The organism is Providencia sp. UF-224, assembly GCF_058245955.1.
Map to the genome: position 1 here is coordinate 288,415 of NZ_JBSICC010000002.1, position 21,228 is coordinate 309,642.

Genomic DNA, 21,228 nt, shown 5'->3' on the forward strand with positions numbered 1-21,228 from the left:
TCTCAGGATGAATAAGTTATTTTACCGCTTAATTTTTAATGCAGCGCGCCAAATGGTGATGGTCGTTGCGGATATTACTCGCAGCCATCAAGCAGGGCCTGCGTGCCAAACAGAAAATCGTGTTGAAAAAACCGCAAATAGCCGAATCCGCTGGTCAATTAAACCCATTGTTACCAGTCTTTGGTTGACGTTGGGTATGGTGAGTATGAGCGCCTCTGCATCCAATATTAAAGCGGATGGTAATGCACCAGGCAATCAGCAGCCGACGATTGTGAATACCCAAAATGGGTTACCTCAAGTGAATATTCAAGCCCCTAATCGCGATGGGGTTTCACGTAACCAATACAGCCAATTTGATGTTGATAACAAAGGGGCAATCTTGAATAACAGTCGCCACGATGTAAACACACAATTGGGTGGAATGATCCAAGGCAACGAGTGGTTGTCAAAGGGTGAAGCGAAAATCATCTTAAATGAGGTCAATAGCCGTGACCCGAGCCAACTCAATGGTTTTATTGAAGTCGCGGGGAAAAAAGCCGATGTAATTATCGCCAACCCTGCGGGGATCACCTGTAATGGCTGTGGGTTTATCAATGCGGATAAAGCTTTACTATCGGCAGGTAAAACTTTGATTGAAAATGGTAAAATCAAAGGCTTTGAAGTCGATAAGGGCAGTATCAATATTGTTGGTAAGGGGTACAACGGTAATGGCACCAACTATACGGCGTTAATCGCTCGGTCAGTCAATATTAATGCCAAATTACACGCTAAAGATTTAGTAATTACCACAGGGAAAAACACCGTTGCTGCGGATGGAAAAACTATTCTTAAAACAGATAATTCCACCACGGGCGATAAACCTGAGTTTGCTTTAGATGTTGCCGCATTGGGGGGAATGTATGCGAATACCATCAAAATGCGTGGAACAGAAAATGGCGTAGGTGTAAGAAATGCGGGGCATATTGGGGCAGAAGCTGGGGACATCACTTTATCAGCGGATGGTAAAGTGGGGAACTCGGGGGTGATCACGGCAAGCCAAAATATAGCCATTGACAGCCAGCAATCCATTAATAACCAAGGTACTGTTTTAGCTCAGCAAAATGTGAGTCTTAATGCTAAACAGGCCATCACTAACACCGATAAAGGCCAAATGGTTGCAGGGCGTGACACCACCTTAAATGCCGCACAAATCAACAGTGACAAAACCGCCTTACTTGCAGCTGGGGTTGATAGTAAAGGTAAACTAACCTCGGCGGGCTCTTTAACGGTTAAAGGTGATAAAAACGTTACACTTCAAGGTGATATTGTCGCTAAAGGATCGTTAACTGCGACAGGGAGTGAACTTGATCTTTCGTTCTCAAATACTCAAGCTCAAAACATCACGCTGACATCGACAGCAAAAGAAATTCGCACTAAAGAAGCACATCTGCAGGCAAAGGATAAAGCCACATTAACGGCAAAAACAGGGATTGATAACCAAAAAGGGGAAATTGTTGCCAAAGACTTGTCGTTAATTGCCCCTGAATTTATTCACAATCAGCAAGGTAAATTGGTTCAAACGGGTAATTCGAAAAACACGTTACGGACTCAAGTACTTGATAACCAAAGTGGGGAAATTAACCTTGCGGGTGATACCTCTATCACCACCCAGCAGTTGAATAACCAGTCAGGGCAGCTGCTAAATCGTGATGGCAAGGTCGATATTCAAAGCCAAAACTTGAACAACCAACAAGGCACGATTTTAGCCTCTGGCAAGCAGGGGCTCGGCATCAATGCAGACAAACTGGATGGGCAAAAAGGGGAAATTCTGACCAGTGGCGGGCTAAGTTTAGCAGGGCAATCCATGAATTTGGATAATGGGACGACTCAAGCTGAGCAAATCACCTTAAAAGCCAATGCGCTCTCTCATCGCCAAGGAAATCTCCTACAAACAGGCGATAAAGCCATGACAGTGGACGTTGCGACGACCTTGGATAATCATGAGGGAAGCATGTCATCCAAAGGTGATCTGCGCATACAGGCAGATAACCTTGATAACAGTGATGGTAAATTATTCACCAGTGCTAACAAACAGTTAGAGATCACCGCAACCACAAAATTGAATAATACGCAGGGGGTGATCCAAACCGATAAATATTTAGCCATCAAAGCCAACCAACTGGTGAATACACAAGGAAAAATCAGCAGTTTATCAGGTGCTGCATTACTCACCGCAAACCAGATGGATGGCCATAAAGGAACGGTTTTTGTACAAAATTCACTGCGTATTGAAAGCCAGGATATCAATTTAAATCATGGGTTTACGCAAGCTAATCAAATCACTATTTTAGCCAATAACTTTTCTCATCAAGGTGCAACGTTACTGCAAGTTGGGGAAGGGAAAACGGAACTACGCATTCAAAATCATTTTGATAATCAGCGTGGGGAAATCTCCAGCAATGGACAGGTTGAGATTTCAGCCAATGCGTTGAATAACCAAGACGGCAAAATTATTGCAGCGAAATTAGGGCAATTATCCCTGAATATTCAACAAGCATTGAATAATACCCAAGGCACATTGTTAGGTAATCAAGGTATTAAACTTGCAGCAAATCGTTTGATTAATCAGTCAGGCAAACTTATTGCGAGCTTTGGCGATAACCAGCTAACTCTTAAGCAGCTAGACGGCGAGAAAGGCGAAATTCTCTCCAAAGGCAAGCTGGCTTTAACGGGAGAGGATCTCAACCTTAATGGCGCAATTACCCAAGCTGACAATATTCAGATAGACGGGAAAAACCTTTCCCACCAACGTGGGAAAATGCTGCAAACGGGCAGTGAAAAAGGCCACATAAAACTGACTCAAACCCTTGATAACCAAGCGGGTAATATCAGTAGCCAAGGCGCTTTACATCTGGATGTGAACGCGTTGGCGAATCAACAAGGTACCGTCGTTGCTGCGAAAGCGGGCGCATTGTTTATTAATGCAAAAGACAGCGTAGATAATACCGCAGGGACACTTTTTGCCGAGCATGATTTCACGTTGAATGCCCCACAATTCACTAATGTGGATGGTAAGGTGATTAGCAAGCAAGGGGACATGCTGATTGTTGCTGAAAAAGTGCAAGGCCAGCACGGGGAAATTGTTGCGGATGGGGAGCTTGTACTGCATGGGCAAGACATTGACTTGAGCGCAGGAAATACACAAGCCAATCACATTCAGCTGACAGCGAAAAACCTAAATCATCAGCAAGGTACAATGACCCAACTCGGTGAGCAACAAGGTTCACTTCTCGTTTCTCAGCACCTAAATAACCAAGCGGGTAACATCAGTGGTAATGGTTCTTGGCAAATAACGGCAAATACGTTAGGAAACCAACAAGGTAAAATATTCAGTGCAAGAATGGGGGCATTAAACCTACAAATTCAACAGGTACTGGATAACACGGGGGGTACCTTAACTGGGCGTCAAGGAGTATTTGCTGATACCCAATCACTGATTAACCGCACAGGAAAAGTGATTGCGAGTATGGGGGACATTACCTTAAATAGCCAATCGCTTGATGGTGATAAGGGCGAGCTACTGGCTGCGAATACCTTGAATATTCAAGGTGAAACGCTGTCATTAAACCAAGGGATCATTCAGGCTGATCAGGTTTTAATCACGGCAAACACACTTGAACACCAAAACGGTAAATTATTACAAACCGGTGATAAAGCAGGAAAAATCACGCTGCAAGGGCGGCTAAACAACCAATCAGGTGAAATTGGCAGTAATGGTGACTTTACAATCACAACAGATTCCCTTGATAACCAAGATGGCCAGATCTTAACAGCAAATAAGGGGCACCTATCCCTTGATGTAAAAAATGAGTTAGTTAACAAAAATGGTGCCCTGGTGGGTGAAAATGGTCTGAAAATCACCGCGAATGAGCTGGATAACCAACACGGTAAGGTTGTCGCACGCCATGGAAATAGCACATTAGATATTACGAATCATATCAATAACCAAGCGGGGCTAATTGCAGCTGAACAACTATTGCAGATGCGTAACCAAGCCCTGCAAAACCAGCAAGGGTACATTCAGGCCAATACCCTCAATATCGATACCCAAAACCAGTTATTTGATAACACCGAAGGGGTATTGCTAGCGCAACAAAAACTCACGTTAAACAGCGGTAAAATTGAAAACCAGCAAGGAACCATTCAGTCTGGTAGTGACATGCAGATTGATACCCATGGCGAGCAATTACATAATACACAAAGTGATGATAATAAAGGTATTTATGCACAGGGCGGGCTAACGTTAACCACGGGGGATCTCGATAACGAAAGAGGCCGTGTTGTGGCAAAAGGCCAATTGGCGCTTAATAGCCAAGTGTTAACTAACCAGCAAGGTTTGATTGGTAGCCAATCTGCTATCTCGATGAAAACTCAGCAGTTGGATAATACTGCAGGCACGATCAAGGGACAATCTATCGACCTTGATACCCAAGGCCAACGTTTAACTAACACCGCCAAAACAGACGAGCAAGGGATTTTTGCTAGCCAAAAACTGGCGTTAACGGTTGGTGAGCTGATTAACCAACACGGCCATATTCAAGCAGGTGATATCAGAATAGACACACTGAAAAACCGTGTCGATAACTCCCAAGGGGAAATTTTAGCCAGTCTCGGGTTAAGCCTAAACAGTGGCGAGCTTGATAACCAACAAGGGCGGATTCAAGCTGGCCAGCAGTTAGTTTTGGACACTCATGGGCAGCTTCTTAACAATAGCAACACACAAAAAAGTGGTGGGTTGTTAAGTGGTGGAAACCTCACGCTCAACAGTGGCAAATTAACGAACCAGCAAGGGCAAATCCAAAGTGCGGGGACAAGTGCATTAACCTCTCAGGCCTTGGATAACCAGCAAGGGCGGATTTATTCAGGTGGCTTATTGGATATCAATACTCAGAAAAACGATGTATTGAACCAAGAGGGCGTGTTGGCGAGTGAAGGGCAACTCACCCTAACAACCAATGACCTGAAGAATCAGCAAGGGTTTGTGCAAGGTAAACAAGGTTTAAATATTGATGCTAATCATATCGATAACCAAAAAGGTACACTCTTAAGCCAGTCTTCAGCACAAATCACAGGCGCCACCCTGAATAACCGCGAAGGAACATTGCAATCACAGGGAAATAGCCACCTGATGATTACGCAACGTATTGATAACCAACAAGGGCAAATTTTGTCTGGGGCGGATTTACAGGTTGCCAGCCAATACCTGAATAACACCAAAGGTACCCTTCAAGGGCTGAATAACGTTGAATTAGTTTTAGCGCAACAGCTTGATAACCAACAAGGTTGGATTAAAGCCAATGATAACCTGAATATCACAGCAACGAATGTTGATAACCAAAATACCGCCCAAGCAGGGCAAGGGATTGAAGGGCAAAATGTCACGCTAAAAGCGACGGAATTGAATAACCAACGTGGTGCAGTACGTGCAGGGCAAACTATTCAGGCAAATATCGCTCAATCCTTAAATAATAACCAAGGCATGGTATCCGCAGGGTCAGATTTGACTGTTGCTGATAATGCGAAAGGGAAAGCCTTAACGCTCACAAACCAGCAAGGGGTGATTGTTAGCAACGGTTCTGCGAGTGTATCTGCAAACACCTTCACCGGTGAAGGGAAACTTATTGCCCAAAAAGTACTGACATTGGCTATCAATCAAGCATTTGAAAACCATGGGCGCATTCAGGCGGGGGAACGCTTAACCGCTAATTTTGCCCAAGGCTTCACAAACTATGGGTTAATATCTAGCCTTGGTGAGTTTGCATTGAGTACGACGACGGTCATTAATCAGGTATCTGGGGAAATCAGTGGTCACAATACGCGAATCAACGCCAGTGGCAACATCCTCAATACAGGGCTAATTGATGGCACCTTGACCCACATTGTGGCAAAAAAACTCGATAACGTCGGTACAGGGCGTATTTATGGCGATTTCTTATCGATAGCAGTCAATACCTTATTGAATGATAAGCAAGGGGATAAATCGGCTGTTATTGCAGGGCGCAAAGAAGTTAACTTAGCGGTTTCTGAACTGGTGAACCGCGACCACGCCTTAATTTACAGTGATGGTGATTTAACCATCGGTGGTGTGCTCAATGACAAGCTGCAAGCCACGGGCCATGCTAAAAGCGTGAAAAACCACAGTGCAAATATTGAAGCGGATGGCAATCTCACTCTCAAAACCTCTCTACTTGAAAATAAAGATATTCATTTAGAGCTGACTGAAAAACCGGTTGAAGTTAGCCGTGAACACTTCGATTGGTACGATTACGGTAATGGTAAGCGTTATAAAATTCAGCCACGTAATGGTAACCAAACCCGTTATGCGATTAATGATGATGGTACGCTCAACAAAGAAGTGGGTATTCACTATGAAAAATCCAATCGCTGGCGGATGTTTGAAAATGGTAACTGGACAAAAGATTTTTACGAATACGATTATGACCGTGTTGTGTATGAAACACAGGTCATTAAACGCGATGCGGCATTAATCACCAGTGGTAAACACTTAACCATTGACGGGCAGCAACTGAATAATGAGAACTCACGTATCGTAGCAGGCCAAAACCTGATTTTAACGGGTTATGGTCTGAACAACGAAGAAGCGCAAGGCATCCGCCGTATCGTTGAGGACGGTGACACCATTTATCGCTACAAAGGTGGCAAAAAATGGAAAACGCGTACCAGCACGTCAAAATACCAAGGTATTAATAGTGAAGAGGATTTACCGCTGCATTTACTGGAAGTAAAAGAGCAAGCGGGGGGAATTAATAAAACTCACTTGGATGGTGTGAAAGTCAACCTACTCGATGGCGCAGCGGATACCGTGTCTGAATCAACGATAACGGATAACCAAGGGGCGTTGCTGGCGGAAACCACATTAAAAGACGGTAAAAATACGCCTCTTGAGCTTGCAGCAGGCCAACAGGCTGAAGTAGCGCAATTACCGTCAGTTTCAGCAAAAACTGACGTGAGCGACGATAAAACCGTTGGTGCGACAGCGCAGGCAGGTGATGCCAATGTGGGGGATGGTACTGACGTTCAAGGGGTAGGTGATGCAGGTGCAGGGGAAAATATCACGGCAGAAAAAGCGCCTCAAGGTAAAGATAACCTCGATACCGTGATCAGAACTGTTGGGCCAAACACCCAATTACCAGATAACAGCCTGTTCAACGTCATACCCGGCACTGACAGCCAATTCTTGATTGAAACAGACTCACGGTTCACTAACTACAAAAAGTGGTTATCCAGCATTGATATCGTCACCAATGAGCAACTGCATAAGCGCTTAGGTGACGGTTATTATGAGCAGCGTTTAGTCCGTGACCAGCTAATTGAAACCACCGGTCAGCGGTTACTGGGCAGCTATAGTAGCGATGAAGAGCAGTATCGTGCCTTGCTAACTAACGGTGTGGCATTTGGTCAACAGTTTAACCTAACACCGGGTGTTGCACTTTCGCCTGAGCAAATGGCTAACTTGACCAGCGATATCGTATGGATGGTGAATAAAGAAGTCACCTTGCCTGATGGCCGTGTTGAGATGGTAAGTGTACCGCAGGTGTATGTTCGTGCACGCCAAGGCGATCTAAACGGCAATGGAGCACTACTTGCAGGGCGCAATGTGTCTGCCAATATCACGGGCGACTTGCTCAATAGTGGTGAAATTAACAGCCGCGAATTAACGGATTTACGTGCAGAAAACATTGAAAACAGCGGGCGCATTCAAGGGAAGGACGTTCAACTCAACGCATTGAAAGATATAAACAATGTGGGTGGTGAAATCCGCGGTTTAGATAGCGTATCACTCTCAGCTGGGCGCGACATTCTCAGTGAAACTGCACAGCGTGGCGAAGGCAATTCTCAATGGCTTGACCGCCCTGCCAGTATTTATGTTACAGGGGATAACGGCCAACTGACCTTAAAAGCCGTACAAGATATCAACTTGATTGCAACGGATGTCGGCAATTTAGGCGTAGAAGGTAAAACGTCCATTATCGCTGGGCGTGATATCAGCTTAGAAACGCGGGATGTGAGTTCGGCTTTTGATTACACGCATAATTCAACGAATTATTACCGCGGCGAAAATAGCACTGAAGTGGGCACCCAAATCCAAACTAAAGGGGATTTAACACTGTCAGCAGGGCAAGACCTCTCCGCTCGCGCAGCGAATGTGTCCAGTGGCGGCGAATTAGCTGTGAATGTGGGGCGTGACATTAACCTGACCTCTGGGGTGGAAAGCAGTGACTATGCTAAGCACACCAAACACACAGATAAAGGTTTTCTATCGAGCACCACAAAAGAAACCCATGATGAAGTCAACGAGCGTACGGCAATCAGCAGTACGTTAAGTGGCGATAGCGTCAAAATGACCGCAGGTAATGACGTCAATATTCAGGGCAGCAATGTGCTGGGAACTAACGATGTTACCGTCAATGCGGGTAATCAGCTGAATGTCACCACATCTGATGAGGCGTTACATGAAACGCACATGTCGAAGACGAAAAAATCAGGGCTGATGAGTACAGGTGGCTTGGGCTTAACTGTCGGGTCAACGTCTCAAAAAGTCACGACTGATAGTGACAGTAACTTGAAAAAAGGCAGCGTAATCGGCAGCTCCGCAGGTGATGTGACACTGGAGGCTGGTGATTCAGCGAACATCCATGGCAGTGATGTGATCGCCGCGAAAGATATTAATATCACAGGCAGTGACGTGAATATTACGGCCGCTGAAAATAGCCGAACCGATATAACGACGGTGGAAAGTAAGTCTAGCGGCCTCACGGTGTCATTAGGTGGTGCTGCGGGCAGTATGTTAGACGGTATGGCGCAGACAGCGAAATCGGCGAAACAGGAAGACGATGGCCAATTAGCGGCACTTAAAGGGATGAAAGCGGGTCTACAAGGTGTTCAAGCAGAACAAGCCGGTGAGTTGGCTGGGCTGAAAAAAGGCGGTAGTGTCACCGATGCCTTTGGTGTGAACGTGTCTTATGGCAGTAGCTCGTCAAAATCCACGACAAAAACGCAGCAAAATACTGCATCTGGTAGCAGCCTGAGCGCTGGGGACAATATTAACCTTACGGCCACAGGTAAAAAAGAGGGCAGCCAAGGCAACTTGGCAGTACAAGGCAGCCAGTTAACCGCAGATAAAAGCATCACGTTAACGGCAAAAAATGATATCGACCTAACCAGTGCTAGTAACACGCAAACAGTGGATGGCAAAAACTCAAGCTCAGGCAGTTCAATTGGTGCGGGTATCAGCTCAGGCGGTTGGAACGTCAATGCCAGCGTCAATAAAGGCAGCGGTTTCGAAAAAGGTAATAGCGAGTATTACACCGATACACAGGTGGATGCAGGTAAACAACTGACCTTGAACAGCGGCAAAGATACCACATTAACAGGTGCGCAGGTCAGTGGCGAGACAGTGAAAGCCAATGTTGGCGGCGATTTAACTTTATCGAGCCAGCAAACCACCGACAAATACGACTCGAAGCAAAAAGGCGGTAGCCTGTCGGGGAGTATTGGCACAGGGTTGAATACCACGGCATCGGTGAATGTGAATAAAACCGAGATGCACAGTGATTATCAATCGGTGGATAAACAAACGGGTATCAATGCAGGCAAAGGCGGTTTTGATATCATGGTGGGCAATCACACGCAGCTCGATGGTGCGGTGATTGGCAGCACGGCCAAGGCCGATAAAAACAAACTCGACACGGGCACACTGGGCTTTGGGGATATCAAAAACAAAGCCGAGTACAAAGTGGATAGCCAAAGTGGCGGGTTTAGCACGGGAGGCTCACCATTTGAAGACCAGTTAGCGGGTAATGCGGCAGGTTCGTTATTGACCAATGTGAATAACAAAGGGAAAGACAGCAATACCACGCATGCGGCGGTGTCGGAGGGTGAGATTGTTATCCGCGATAAGGATAATCAGAAACAGGATGTCAATGCGTTAAGCCGTGATACGGACAATGCCCACGAGAAACTGAACACGATTTTTGACAAAGAGAAAGAGCAGAAGCGGATAGAGAAAACGCAGCTAGTCGGCGAGTTAGGTAAGCAGATTACAGATATTGCGGTGACGGATGCGACCATAAAAGCCACGAAGGAGGCGAACGAGAGCAAGAACATCCCGACACAGCAAGAGCGTGAGGCTGCGAAAAAAGCGCTTGAAGTACAAGGGAAAGTGGCCAGCGATGAGGCTATTGATAACTATATTCACGAGCAAGTTATTCAGGCGAAAGTGAATGAATCCGGTTGGGGCGTGGGTGGTGATAATCGCCGCATTGTGGAGTCGGGCACAGCCTTAATCCAAGGATTGGTGAATGGGGATGTAAATAAAGCGGTGGCGAATGCGAGTGCGCCGTATATCGCGAATCAAATAGCGCAACATATCCCAGCTGAAAATAAAGAGGGTCGTATAGCGGCGCACGGTATTGCGAATGTTGCATTAGCACTGGCAAAAGGTGAAAATGCAGGCGCGCAATCGTTAGGTGCAATGACGGCCGAAGCGGTTGGTATGTTGGCGGTAGAACTGTACGGTAAAAAAGTCGGCGAGCTGACGGAAGACGAAAAAGCGACAGTGAGTGCTTTTGCGAGTCTGGCCGCGGGTATAGCGGGTGGATTAGTCGGCGGCGATACGTCAAGTGCAGCAAATGCCGCAGAGGCCGGGAAGACCACGGTTGAGAATAACCACTTAAGTAAAGATGAAAGGATAATCCTAGACAAAGCGCTTGATGACCAAGAGGCAGGAAAAAACCTTAAGTCGGCTTCCTTAGATATTATTTATTTAATGGATAAAGACAAATACACAAATAGCCTGATTGAGAGAAATGGCAAAGGATTATTGAATGAAAAAGAGCAGGCTGTTTTAGCTGAATATTTGAATGCTATTGGCGTGCAATTGCAGCTAAGAGGGGTCAGTGAAGCGGATGCACAAAAACAAATAGTAGAGATATTGAAAGAAACCAGTCATTATGTGCCTAACTTAGATGAGCAATATAACCGAGCATTAAGCCAATTAAGCACCCAAGCTAGGCAGGAATGGCAAGCGATGATTGGTACTGATGCGTTATTGGCTGGGCCGGGACGAGTTAGCCAAATAATGCGGTTGGCGCTGATTTCAGGCGGTTCTTATCAAACAGGAACGGGTTTTGCCCAAATTGCCGATGGGAAAATTGCTGATGGCTTAATCAATGTTGGTCTTGGTAGTGCAGCTATATCAGGTGGCTATCTAGGAAATAAATTTACTACTGGTAAGCCGAATAGTGGAATTGTTTCTCCTGAAAACAATGTCTGGCAGACTGGTACAATCGGTAATGCAATTACTAAGTCTGAAGGGACATTAACAGGCGCTGTTACAAAAGTCACTCCACAAATGACGAAAGAAAATATCCGTTCACTTAATCGGGAAAATGAAAGTGCAAAAATATTATCTGAGTCAGGATTTAACGTAGAGCAAAACCCAACTGTTGTTGGTGATAAAAAACCAGATTATAGAATTAATGGTGAAATTTTTGATAATTATGCTCCTAAGTCAAATAGTGTCAGAAATATATATAGTGAGGTTAAACGTAAGATTGAAAGAGATCAAACGACAAATGTAGTGATCAACATCTCAGATACGAAAGTCACTATTCCTGAATTAAATCAGCAGTTTACAAAATGGCCAATAATGGGGTTGGATAAAATCATTATTGTTGATAAATCAGGCAATGTGATCAGAATGAAGTGAGGTAAATATGTCAATAGGATTAACATGCTTTACCAACCTTCCTTTTATTGATTTACAAAAATCACTAGATGGATGGCATAAACAATATTCTGATATATTCCCTGAGCATTATTACTTGTCTGATGCAGGCATTCCTGACCATATAGATATTGAAATATCAAATGAATTTGGTCTGGATCCAAAGTCCTATTTTTATATGTCTGTAAATAATAAATCTTTAATAATATCAACGGATAAAATAGCTGCATTAGTAAGAGAAGAACTTGGTAAAGATAATGTAGTTATTCTTCTTAATGGTGAAGATTTAATCTAAATAGTGCCTGATTTTACACTTGGTGTACTTATTTGTTAATGAAAGGAGCCATCAGAATCACCAAAGGGCGCAAGACATAATGCTGATTGTGCGTGGTTGGGTTGTATCAACTGCGCATAATCCCCCTGTATTATGTTGAATTGCCGGAGGCTATTTACCCTGCGGTGATGATAACCTTTTTACTCTTCTTTTAAGTTGAGAATAACCATTTAAGCCCTGAAAAGACGAAAGCCAGAAGTGAAGAGTTCGCGAAATGCAACGGTGATAGTAGTTGCCGTGCTGAGGTTAGAGAGACTTATCGAAAGGAATACGATAAAGTTCAGGAGCAAATAAATACCTGTGATAGCCCTGACCAATGTATTGCTGTCGCAAAAGAACTCAAAGAGTGGCAAAAAATCTACTCAGAAAGAGCGAAAGAGCTACAAGATAAAGCACATAATAATGGTGGTATTGGAGCCCTCACTGACGCTGAGCAGAAGGAATGGGCTGAGATTAGAGGCACATTACCGAACCTAGAAGGCTCTCGTAATTTAGCAATCTATCGTGCTGAACAGTTAGGCGGCTCAGAAGAAACCACGAAAGAACGCGATTTAGCGATGGCAGCAGCAGGGATTGGCGCTGGTATTGGGAGTGGCAAAGGTGGAAGTAAGAATACAAACAAAGATCCACAAACTAACCAGCCAAACCAACAACAGTATAAAAATGTTTCGCCTAGCACTTTAATTGGGAGGCAAGATAATACTGAAATGTCAGGCTCGCAAGTTAAACGCTTAGTGAAAGATATGAAAGTTAATGGTTTCAACAAAGATGAACCAATTGATGTTGCTGTTGTTAATGGAAAAATGATTATTATTGACGGTCACCATCGAGCTGAAGCGGCAAGAAAGGCTGGCATTAAAGATATTCCTGTTAGAATTAATACAGTAACAAAAGAGCAAGGCGATCAATTATTACGTGAAGCAGCAGAAGCAAGAGCTAGGAGATAGCATGCTAATCCCAATAAGTGATGCAACATTGAGAAATTTTGTTGTTATCCAAAAGAAATTAGTCACATCGTTTATGGAACAGTATCCTAACGTAAAGGATTATCAATTTTTATTGGATTTCCCTAAACATGGAACTATCCGAGTTGATGATAATGTTTGGAACTTTTCAAAACATGGGAAAGGAATCAAATTTTATCAAGGTGATTCATCCAGTGCAAAGGTAGTAGATATTCATTGCAACATTACCGAACCTGATATGTTTGATTTATGGCGTTTAAGTCAGTATTTTCAATTAGACAATGATGCTGAATTGAAGTGTCTATTAGATGATATGGTTAGGTCAGGTTTATTACTTATTTCTGATAAATTTTATACATTTGCAAGCTAGTATATAAGATCCCAGCCCCACACTGGGATCTCCTTAGCCGTCTTATTCGCTCTTAGCCAACCGGATAATCAACTGTCCGGCTTGGCGTGTGAGGGAAAAGTGGGTTCCCACCTCAAATCCCAACTCATTCAGCCACTTACCGCTGAGTGTCAGTTGTGGACTAGGGTTGGGTTTACCTCTATTCGTTAAGTAACCCACTGTATACTTTCTGGTTTTTGTTACTTCTTATTTAGTCACCTATCCAAATATTCCAATCCTATCTTGTTATTTTTCTTTTTTTTTTACTCAAACACACCGAACAAACCACCGACAAATACGATTCGAAGCAAAAAGGCGGTAGCCTGTCGGGGAGTATTGGCACAGGGTTAAATACCACGGCATCGGTGAATGTGAATAAAACCGAGATGCACAGTGATTATCAATCGGTGGATAAACAAACGGGTATCAATGCAGGCAAAGGCGGTTTTGATATCACGGTGATACTAGCTAATCTTAAAAAAGGTATATTAGTAATAAACTTTAAATGAATATTTTCTGGAGGTGAAAGTTAATGGACATTCGTTGGTTGAAAAAAACAAAAAACTATTTAATAAGTCATGAGGGGGGAGATCTCTATTATTTGCTCGAATCATTGATTAAAAGGGAAAAAATGACCTATAGGCAATTCCTTTATGATGCATCTCATGGCATTAGCAATGGTGAAGGTGAAGGATTCGATTTTGCATTGGATGGTGATTATGATGACCCAAATGACTTTGATTCTGTTGAGTTTTACGTTGGTGGGTTGGAAAGTACGGAAATGACAATACCTATTTTTATAGAATTTATGCAATATTTATCAGATAATTATCTCATTGATAATCCTAAAGATAAAATATCAGTTGAGACATCAATGCTAAGAATTAAGCAACGTTATTATAAATTTTTATAAAGAATAATTAACTTATCCTAACCTTCAAGCGATCTATTTAGTCTGTAGTTAATACCGTCATCGAACTTTGATAACCTAAAGATATCCACCCCAGCATATAACCAGAAAAATAGATTTCTCACTATGAGGTGCTATAGTTTATATGAAGAATATTATCCTTTAGCACAATACGAGAGGGGCACTTATGAGCTTTTTCCAAGAGATTTTAACTAAGGTTTTTAAACCCGCGGATGCAAAAATAGAAAATAGTGCAGACCCTGTAGCTGCCATGACAGAAGCGATTAGAGCCAATATTAATATCAGTAATGATGCTATTTCAGATAATAAAATTGATGCCATAGTTGTGCTAGAAGGCTTGGCAAAAAGTTATCCGCAAAAACTGAATTGGAAAGTGTCGATTGTTGATTTATTAACATTATTAGGCTTGGATAACAGTTTAACGGCTCGGAAAAAACTTGCCGCAGAGCTAGGTTACCAAGGCGACACAAATGATACTGCAACCATGAACGTATGGTTAATAAAAGAAGTGATTAAGCAGTTAGAGCAAGCGGGTGGTAATGTGAATGAGCTTGTGAATCAATTCAAAAAATAATTCTCAGCAGTGCCGTAGTGTCATGACTGCGGCACGCTTAAAGTCATCATTAAATAAAAACGGTACAGCCTTTATCTCTCAGTGCTTCAACCACTTTCGGTTCCTCAGTAAAATTATTCCACCGTAAATCTAGCTTAATTAGGCTAGTCAAATTTATTAAACAGTCGGGTAATGTTTGAAGTTGATTGGCACGTAAATCTAAATATTGGAGAGATGCCATTTCGCCTATTGATTTTGGTAGTTGAGCTAACTGATTAAATCTTAAATTTAAAGTATGTAATTTCTTAAGCGCAGATATTGCAGGGGAGATCGTGTGAATTTTATTTTGATTCAGATCCAGAACACGAAGAGAAGATAAGCCTGAAATATTATCCGTAAGTTCTGAAATACAGTTATTCATCAAGTGTATTTCATGCACATTGGGTAATTGAGAAAGAGAGGCGGACAAGCTCTCTATTTGGTTATTATACAGTCGCAGTTCATTAAGGTTTTGTAACTGAGAAAACCAAGAGGGTATCTCAGTTAATAGATTATCCGTTGCATTGAAATAAACGAGATTTTTTAATTGGGATAATGAATTTGGCAGAGTGCGAATGCCATTATCGCTCAAATAGACAAATTGCAATTGATGCAGCTTACCTATTTCATCGGAAATTTCGGCAATATGGTTGTGCCCTAAATCTAACATTTTGAGCTGTGTTAACTTTGCTATTTCAGCAGGAATCGATTGAATCTGGTTACAGGATAGATTGAGAACGCTGAGGTTTTTACAGTGAGTTACATTACGAGGAAATGCACTGAGTTTATTGTTGTAGGCGCTGATTAAACTGTAATCGAAAGGCACTAGAATGCGTGTGTCAATTTCTTCTTGGCAGCTTGAATCTAGATTGAGTTCAAACTGTGAGTTTGAATGTTGGTGTAGCATCGCCTTCCTCCCTCTAATTAAAATGTATTGTATGCAGTTTATCTGTAAAAATTAGAATAATGAACAACATAGTAAGGTTGAATTGAATGGCGTTTTAAGCCATTAATCATGCTGTTATTTATGGTACAGTTCAAGAAATTAACGGATATCAATACCAGCCTAGGTGATCAAAATGTCTAATATTTTATTGTTAGATAGTGAAAATTTCTCACGCACATTATATAACCCGCAGGAGCAAGACTCACCCATTGTTGTTGTCTATTTTTCGGCATCATGGTGTATACCTTGCAAAAATATGAAGCCTGTTTTTGAGCAATTAGCGAGCCACTTTGAAAAAAGTTCGGTTAAATTTGGTACGGTTGATATTGCTCAGTCCCCCATATTAGCGCCTAAATACGGTATTAAATCTGTCCCAACAATTGCTGTTTTTAAAGAGTCTCGATTGATAAAAGTGATGGCGGGAGAACTATCTTTCGCTAAAGCTGTAGAAACTTTAAACCAAATATTTTGTATTAATTAGGCGTTCGGTTTAAAGTGATTTTCCCTTTTTTATAACACGAATAAACTGATTGTTATGCTGCTATTGATTCTTGAAGGTTTACTGATTGGGTGCTTGCTAGGGGTAACAGGGGCCGGCGGTGGTATTTTAGCAGTTCCTGCGTTGATGGCTAGCCAAAATTGGACGGTGGCGCTTGCTGCCCCTGTTGGGCTTTTGGCAATAACATTGGCTGCTTTTATTGGTGTTATTCAAGGGCTTATTAATAAAACAATACGTTATAAAGCAGCTATATGGATAGCCATAGTTAGCATTCCTTTTGCTAAATATGGTATTTATCTGGCCCAAATAATTACGCCTATTTGGTTGACGCTAGCCTTCAGTCTTGTGATGCTTTTTGTTGCGTATCGTACTTTTTTCAGCCAATTAACTGAACTAAACGATGCCCCCTGCCAAATCAATCAAGAAACAGGCAAGTTTATTTGGAATATAAAAACGGCATCCATATTGGGTGGGATAGGAATTATTGCGGGGCTTTTAACTGGATTGTTAGGTGTTGGCGGCGGTTTTGTGATCGTTCCCGCTTTACGAAAAGTGTCCAACTTAAATATAAAAAGCATTATTGCCACTTCATTAATGGTCATTTTTTGTATTGGCAGCGTGAGTATTCTAATTAATATTTTGAATGGATTTCAATACCCTAAGGAAATTAGCCTTATATTTATCGTTTCTTGTATTATTGGCATGTTAATAGGGAGAGTCATCATCAATTATATTTCGTTGAAATTAGTTAAAAATATTTTTGCGAGCTTGGTTGTTATTGTTTCTCTTGGGATGCTCTATTCAGTATTTGATGAGCTAAATATAATTTGAATGATGTGGTTTGAATTAAAAATAGAATAAATCCATTTGCTTTTTATAATTTAATTATTTTTCATTTTATGGTGCACATCACCCTTTGGGGTAGTGATTATTGTGCCATTATTGAAGAAAAACGATTTATCTTCACCTTCAATACGGTATAATGAATAATCGCATTTCATCTTCTCTGATAATAGCTTAAAGAAATTTCACTATATCAATCAGGGGCGTCATTAAAGGTTGACTAATATAATTATGACAAAACAAGATAGCTCAACAACAATAATTGATATAGCTAAGCGTGCAAATGTTACTGATATTACCGTTTCACGTGCATTTAACCATCCTGAAATGGTAAAGAAAGAAACAAGAGACAAAATATTAGCAATTGCTCAAGAACTTAATTATGTTCCAAATCTTTTTGCACGAAATCTGAAAAATAAAAATAGCCGTATAATTGGTGTGGTTACAGACAGTACATTTAACCCTTTCTATGTGGTACTCATTCAGACCGTTTCTCGTTTAGCGAAGGAGAAAGGGTACCAAGTGATGATTTTTGATTCGGATAGTGATGAAAAAGCAGAGAAAACCGCAATAGAAACCTTAGTTAGTTACAAGGCAAGTGGTATTTTGCTATCCCCTGTACGTGATGATAAAGATTATCAGCCCAGCTATCTTTCATTAATTGATCAGCATAATGTGCCGTTAGTGTTTGTCGACCGTGCAATTTATGGTTACGAAAAAAAATATTCAGGGTTATTTTTAAAGAACTTTGAAATTGGGGCGTTAACAGGAAAGTTTCTTAATGAACAAAATAGCGAAAACACATTAATTATCTCTGGCCCTAAAAATTCGGAAATTAGTTTGTCTCGTTTGTCTGGGATATATGCAAGCTTTCAAAATAGAAAAAATCTTAATGTTTTATATAGCAGTTATATGTTTAATAAGAAAGATGAAGCTTATTTAAGACAAAAGGTTCAAGAACTTTACACACCGGGTATGTACATTGTTGGGCTGAATGGAATTATTACCGCGGGGATGTATAAAATTATTGCAGAATTAGGGTTGTCCTGTCGTTATTTTTCAGTCGATTTACCGCCTTATGCAGATACCTATCATTTGTCTATTTCTGGTGTTCATCATGATTCCGTTTATCTTGGTGAATTAACCACAGAATTACTATTCTCAGAAATCGAGCGTGATACTAATAAAGACCATGAAGCCAAACAAATTTTTGTTAATGGTAAGCTTGTTATTTATTAATAATAAAAAATTGCCTCGTAAAGGGGCTATTTATCCGATTATTTTTCCTCGGTAATACCTTTACTGTTTTATATTTCATTTTAATTAGTGATTAAAAAATCGGTTAATTGGTTGTCATAATCGACAAGCAATTAACCGATAAAGTTGGATCCTGAAAAACTTAGCGTTTCATAGAGCTAATAAATGTTGCACCCCAGATAATTAAACCTTTGACAATGTATTGAACATAAGGGGAAATACCCAGTAAATTCAATCCATTATTGAGAACTCCTAGGATCATAGCACCAATCAGAGTACCGATGATCATGCCGCGTCCACCGGCGATGGAAGCACCGCCCAATACCACTGCGGCAATCGCATCTAATTCAAAGCCGACCCCAGCATTAGGTTGCCCGCTCATGACACGCGATGTAAAAATTAACCCTGCAAATGCGGCGGTAAAACCACTGATAACGTATACCAGCATTTTATAACGTTCAACACGGATACCGCTTAAGCGAGCGGCTTCTTCGTTTCCGCCAATGGCATAAATATAGCGGCCAAATGAGACGTGGTTTAACACGACATAGAAAATAAGATAAAGGCCAAGCATTAATAAGATCGGTACTTGAATACCCATTAACTCTTCGCGACCCCAGAAGGCAAATTCTTTAGGTAACCCTGAAATTGGATAGCCGCCGGTATAAATTAACGCTAAACCTTTCGCAATAATCATCGCACCTAATGTGACGATAATTGGCGGCATTTTACCGTAAGCGGCTAAAATCCCATTAATAAAGCCAAATGCGATCCCTGACAATAATCCCAGTGCAATGGCTGCATAGGGATCCATACCGTAATATTTCATTAGGCCAGCCATTAAAGTACCTGACAGCGCCATAACGGCACCTACAGATAAATCAATACCACCGGTTAAAATAGCAAAGGTCATCCCAATAGCGATGATGGCATTAATTGAAACTTGGCGCGCAATCGTTGAAAGGTTATTTACCGTTAAAAAATGCTCATTAAAAATGGACATACAAGTAAATAAAAGAATTAAACCAACAAGTGGCAAAAATGCAGGTATTTTTGTTAATCTAGAAAAACTAAATTTAGGTTTAGTTAAAGGAATTGCACTTTGATTAGACATAGTCGTTATCCTATATAATATTGCCAGCCGCATGTACCATGATCTGAGTCGAGTTAATATCTTCTCCACTTAACTCAGCGGCAATTTCACCATCACGAAAGACCAAAACTCTGTCACTCACACCAATAACTTCAGGTAATTCAGAAGAGATCATAATAATGGAGATCCCTTTTTCAGTGAGTGAGCGCATTAGCTGATAAATTTCTGATTTTGCCCCAACATCAATACCTCGAGTGGGCTCATCGAAAATAAGAATTTTGGCTTGTTTATTTAGCCAGCGAGCAATAACAACTTTTTGCTGATTACCACCACTTAATGTGGAAACCGCAGTATGAGGCTCTGGTGTTTTAACTTTTACTTGAGAAATTAAATCAATGGATAAAGTCAGTTCTTTTTTATTTTGAATTAAAAATAATTTTTGAGCATGGTTATTCAGCCAAATATTTTCATTGACTGAGAACGGTAAAACTAAACCTTGGGTTTTACGGCTTTCAGGTAATAAGCCGATACCTAATTGCAGCGCGGCTGCCGCAGATTTAATTTTGACTTCTTTGCCTTCTAAAACGACTTTTTTCTTATACGCCTTATCCGCACCAATCATGGCGAGAATAGTTTCGGTTCTTCCTGAACCAACAAGGCCTGCTAACCCTAAAATCTCACCTTTTTTCAATTGCAGGTGGTTCACTGGGCTATTCGCAAACCGCTGAATTTCAGCATCAAGAATAATTTCTTGTTGGGTGAATTCACGCTTATGCGGATAGATATTTTCTACTTCACGACCCACCATCATTTCAATAATGACGTCTAAGTCCGTTTCATCAACTTTGCGCGAGCCAATATATTGCCCATCACGTAGTACGCTGATGGTATCGCATATTTCATAAATTTCTTCTAAGTGATGAGAAATGAAAAACATGCCAACGCCTTTGGCTTTTAAGTCCCTCATTACATCAAATAGATGGTTCGCCTCATTCGGTGTTAGTGTCGCCGTTGGCTCATCTAATACTAAAATTTTGGCATCTAAAGAGAGTGCTTTGGCTATTTCAATAAATTGTTGCTCAGCAATACTTAAGTGGCTAATTGGTTCATCAATATCGATATTAACACCCAGATCGGCCAATAAGGCTTGAGACTTTTGGCGCATCAGTTTTCTATCTAATAAACCAAATTTATTTTTTAGCTCGCGATTTAAAAAGATATTTTCAAATGCATTTAAATAAGGGATCAGGGAAAATTCTTGGAAAATAATGCCAACGCCTGCCTTAATTGCATCCCTGTAGTTATGGAATGTATGCTCTTTACCTTCGATCAGAATTTTTCCGCTATCAGGTTTGTGTATTCCACATAAAACTTTCATTAGCGTAGATTTACCTGCGCCATTTTCACCTAATAATGCGTGAACCTCACCTTTTTCAAGGGAGAGATTAATATTATCTAACGCCTTAACCCCAGGGAAAGTTTTACTGACATCTTGTAATGCTAATAATTGCATCATATTGCTTCCCTATATTTCTTAACCGCTTAAAAATGGGTAACAAAGTCATTTGGAATAAAGTGATTCCAATATGCAT

Annotated in this window: 12 protein-coding genes and 1 pseudogene; 9 read left to right on the forward strand and 4 right to left on the reverse strand. The window is 41.4% G+C overall.

The window, feature by feature from the left end:
• Positions 1–7: 7 nt before the first annotated feature.
• From AC4IFO_RS03620 to AC4IFO_RS03635, 4 genes are all read left to right on the forward strand, one after another.
• Complete coding sequence (locus tag AC4IFO_RS03620) at positions 8–11,770, forward strand: hemagglutinin repeat-containing protein (protein WP_490731915.1); 11,763 nt, start codon at positions 8–10, stop codon at positions 11,768–11,770.
• A gap of 7 nt (positions 11,771–11,777) precedes the next feature.
• Positions 11,778–12,083, forward strand: a complete 306-nt coding sequence (locus tag AC4IFO_RS03625) for a hypothetical protein (RefSeq protein WP_490731917.1) — start codon at positions 11,778–11,780, stop codon at positions 12,081–12,083.
• Positions 12,084–12,679: 596 nt separating this feature from the next.
• Positions 12,680–13,069, forward strand: coding sequence for a ParB/RepB/Spo0J family partition protein (locus AC4IFO_RS03630; RefSeq protein ID WP_490731919.1), 390 nt, complete (start codon positions 12,680–12,682; stop codon positions 13,067–13,069).
• 1 nt (position 13,070) lies between these two features.
• On the forward strand, positions 13,071–13,457 hold the full coding sequence (locus AC4IFO_RS03635) for a DUF6896 domain-containing protein (protein WP_490731921.1): 387 nt from the start codon (positions 13,071–13,073) through the stop codon (positions 13,455–13,457).
• Positions 13,458–13,499: 42 nt separating this feature from the next.
• On the opposite strand, the pseudogene AC4IFO_RS03640 reads toward AC4IFO_RS03635, so the two are convergent.
• Positions 13,500–13,658: pseudogene (locus AC4IFO_RS03640) on the reverse strand (SymE family type I addiction module toxin); the annotation flags it as partial.
• A 349-nt stretch (positions 13,659–14,007) separates the two neighbouring features.
• Between AC4IFO_RS03640 and AC4IFO_RS03645 the strand changes: the two are divergent.
• Both AC4IFO_RS03645 and AC4IFO_RS03650 read left to right on the forward strand, forming a co-directional pair.
• Entirely contained in the window at positions 14,008–14,388 is a 381-nt protein-coding gene (locus AC4IFO_RS03645; protein ID WP_490731923.1) for a hypothetical protein, read from the forward strand.
• A gap of 184 nt (positions 14,389–14,572) precedes the next feature.
• A complete protein-coding gene (locus AC4IFO_RS03650) occupies positions 14,573–14,980 on the forward strand; it encodes a DUF3597 domain-containing protein (RefSeq protein WP_490731925.1) in 408 nt (135 codons plus the stop codon).
• Positions 14,981–15,029: 49 nt separating this feature from the next.
• Here the strand turns inward: AC4IFO_RS03650 and AC4IFO_RS03655 are convergent, their stop codons facing one another.
• Positions 15,030–15,905: a leucine-rich repeat domain-containing protein gene (locus AC4IFO_RS03655; RefSeq protein WP_490731927.1), complete on the reverse strand. Its 876-nt coding sequence runs from the start codon at positions 15,903–15,905 to the stop codon at positions 15,030–15,032.
• Positions 15,906–16,077: 172 nt separating this feature from the next.
• On the opposite strand from AC4IFO_RS03655, the gene AC4IFO_RS03660 reads away from it, so the two are divergent.
• The 3 genes from AC4IFO_RS03660 to AC4IFO_RS03670 all read left to right on the forward strand — a co-directional run bounded on the left by AC4IFO_RS03660 (position 16,078) and on the right by AC4IFO_RS03670 (position 18,525).
• Positions 16,078–16,425, forward strand: coding sequence for a thioredoxin family protein (locus tag AC4IFO_RS03660; RefSeq protein WP_490731929.1), 348 nt, complete (start codon positions 16,078–16,080; stop codon positions 16,423–16,425).
• Between the two features lie 54 nt (positions 16,426–16,479).
• Positions 16,480–17,274 (forward strand): sulfite exporter TauE/SafE family protein, encoded by a 795-nt coding sequence (locus AC4IFO_RS03665; protein ID WP_490731931.1) that lies wholly within the window; start codon positions 16,480–16,482, stop codon positions 17,272–17,274.
• Between the two features lie 243 nt (positions 17,275–17,517).
• Positions 17,518–18,525 carry a LacI family DNA-binding transcriptional regulator gene (locus tag AC4IFO_RS03670; protein ID WP_490731933.1) on the forward strand — a complete coding sequence of 336 codons (1,008 nt, stop codon included), beginning with the start codon at positions 17,518–17,520 and terminating at the stop codon, positions 18,523–18,525.
• 160 nt (positions 18,526–18,685) lie between these two features.
• On the opposite strand, the gene AC4IFO_RS03675 is transcribed toward AC4IFO_RS03670, so the two are convergent.
• Positions 18,686–19,657 carry an ABC transporter permease gene (locus AC4IFO_RS03675; RefSeq protein WP_490731935.1) on the reverse strand — a complete coding sequence of 324 codons (972 nt, stop codon included), beginning with the start codon at positions 19,655–19,657 and terminating at the stop codon, positions 18,686–18,688.
• Positions 19,658–19,667: 10 nt separating this feature from the next.
• Positions 19,668–21,152 (reverse strand): sugar ABC transporter ATP-binding protein, encoded by a 1,485-nt coding sequence (locus AC4IFO_RS03680; protein ID WP_490731937.1) that lies wholly within the window; start codon positions 21,150–21,152, stop codon positions 19,668–19,670.
• Positions 21,153–21,228 lie beyond the last annotated feature (76 nt).

Bases quoted from the DNA above. Each gene is read 5' to 3' on its own strand.
- AC4IFO_RS03620 (WP_490731915.1), top strand. From the start codon at position 8: ATGAATAAGTTATTTTACCGCTTAATTTTTAATGCAGCGCGCCAAATG.
- AC4IFO_RS03625 (WP_490731917.1), top strand. From the start codon at position 11,778: ATGTCAATAGGATTAACATGCTTTACCAACCTTCCTTTTATTGATTTA.
- AC4IFO_RS03630 (WP_490731919.1), top strand. From the start codon at position 12,680: ATGGCAGCAGCAGGGATTGGCGCTGGTATTGGGAGTGGCAAAGGTGGA.
- AC4IFO_RS03635 (WP_490731921.1), top strand. From the start codon at position 13,071: ATGCTAATCCCAATAAGTGATGCAACATTGAGAAATTTTGTTGTTATC.
- AC4IFO_RS03645 (WP_490731923.1), top strand. From the start codon at position 14,008: ATGGACATTCGTTGGTTGAAAAAAACAAAAAACTATTTAATAAGTCAT.
- AC4IFO_RS03650 (WP_490731925.1), top strand. From the start codon at position 14,573: ATGAGCTTTTTCCAAGAGATTTTAACTAAGGTTTTTAAACCCGCGGAT.
- AC4IFO_RS03655 (WP_490731927.1), bottom strand. From the start codon at position 15,905: ATGCTACACCAACATTCAAACTCACAGTTTGAACTCAATCTAGATTCA.
- AC4IFO_RS03660 (WP_490731929.1), top strand. From the start codon at position 16,078: ATGTCTAATATTTTATTGTTAGATAGTGAAAATTTCTCACGCACATTA.
- AC4IFO_RS03665 (WP_490731931.1), top strand. From the start codon at position 16,480: ATGCTGCTATTGATTCTTGAAGGTTTACTGATTGGGTGCTTGCTAGGG.
- AC4IFO_RS03670 (WP_490731933.1), top strand. From the start codon at position 17,518: ATGACAAAACAAGATAGCTCAACAACAATAATTGATATAGCTAAGCGT.
- AC4IFO_RS03675 (WP_490731935.1), bottom strand. From the start codon at position 19,657: ATGTCTAATCAAAGTGCAATTCCTTTAACTAAACCTAAATTTAGTTTT.
- AC4IFO_RS03680 (WP_490731937.1), bottom strand. From the start codon at position 21,152: ATGATGCAATTATTAGCATTACAAGATGTCAGTAAAACTTTCCCTGGG.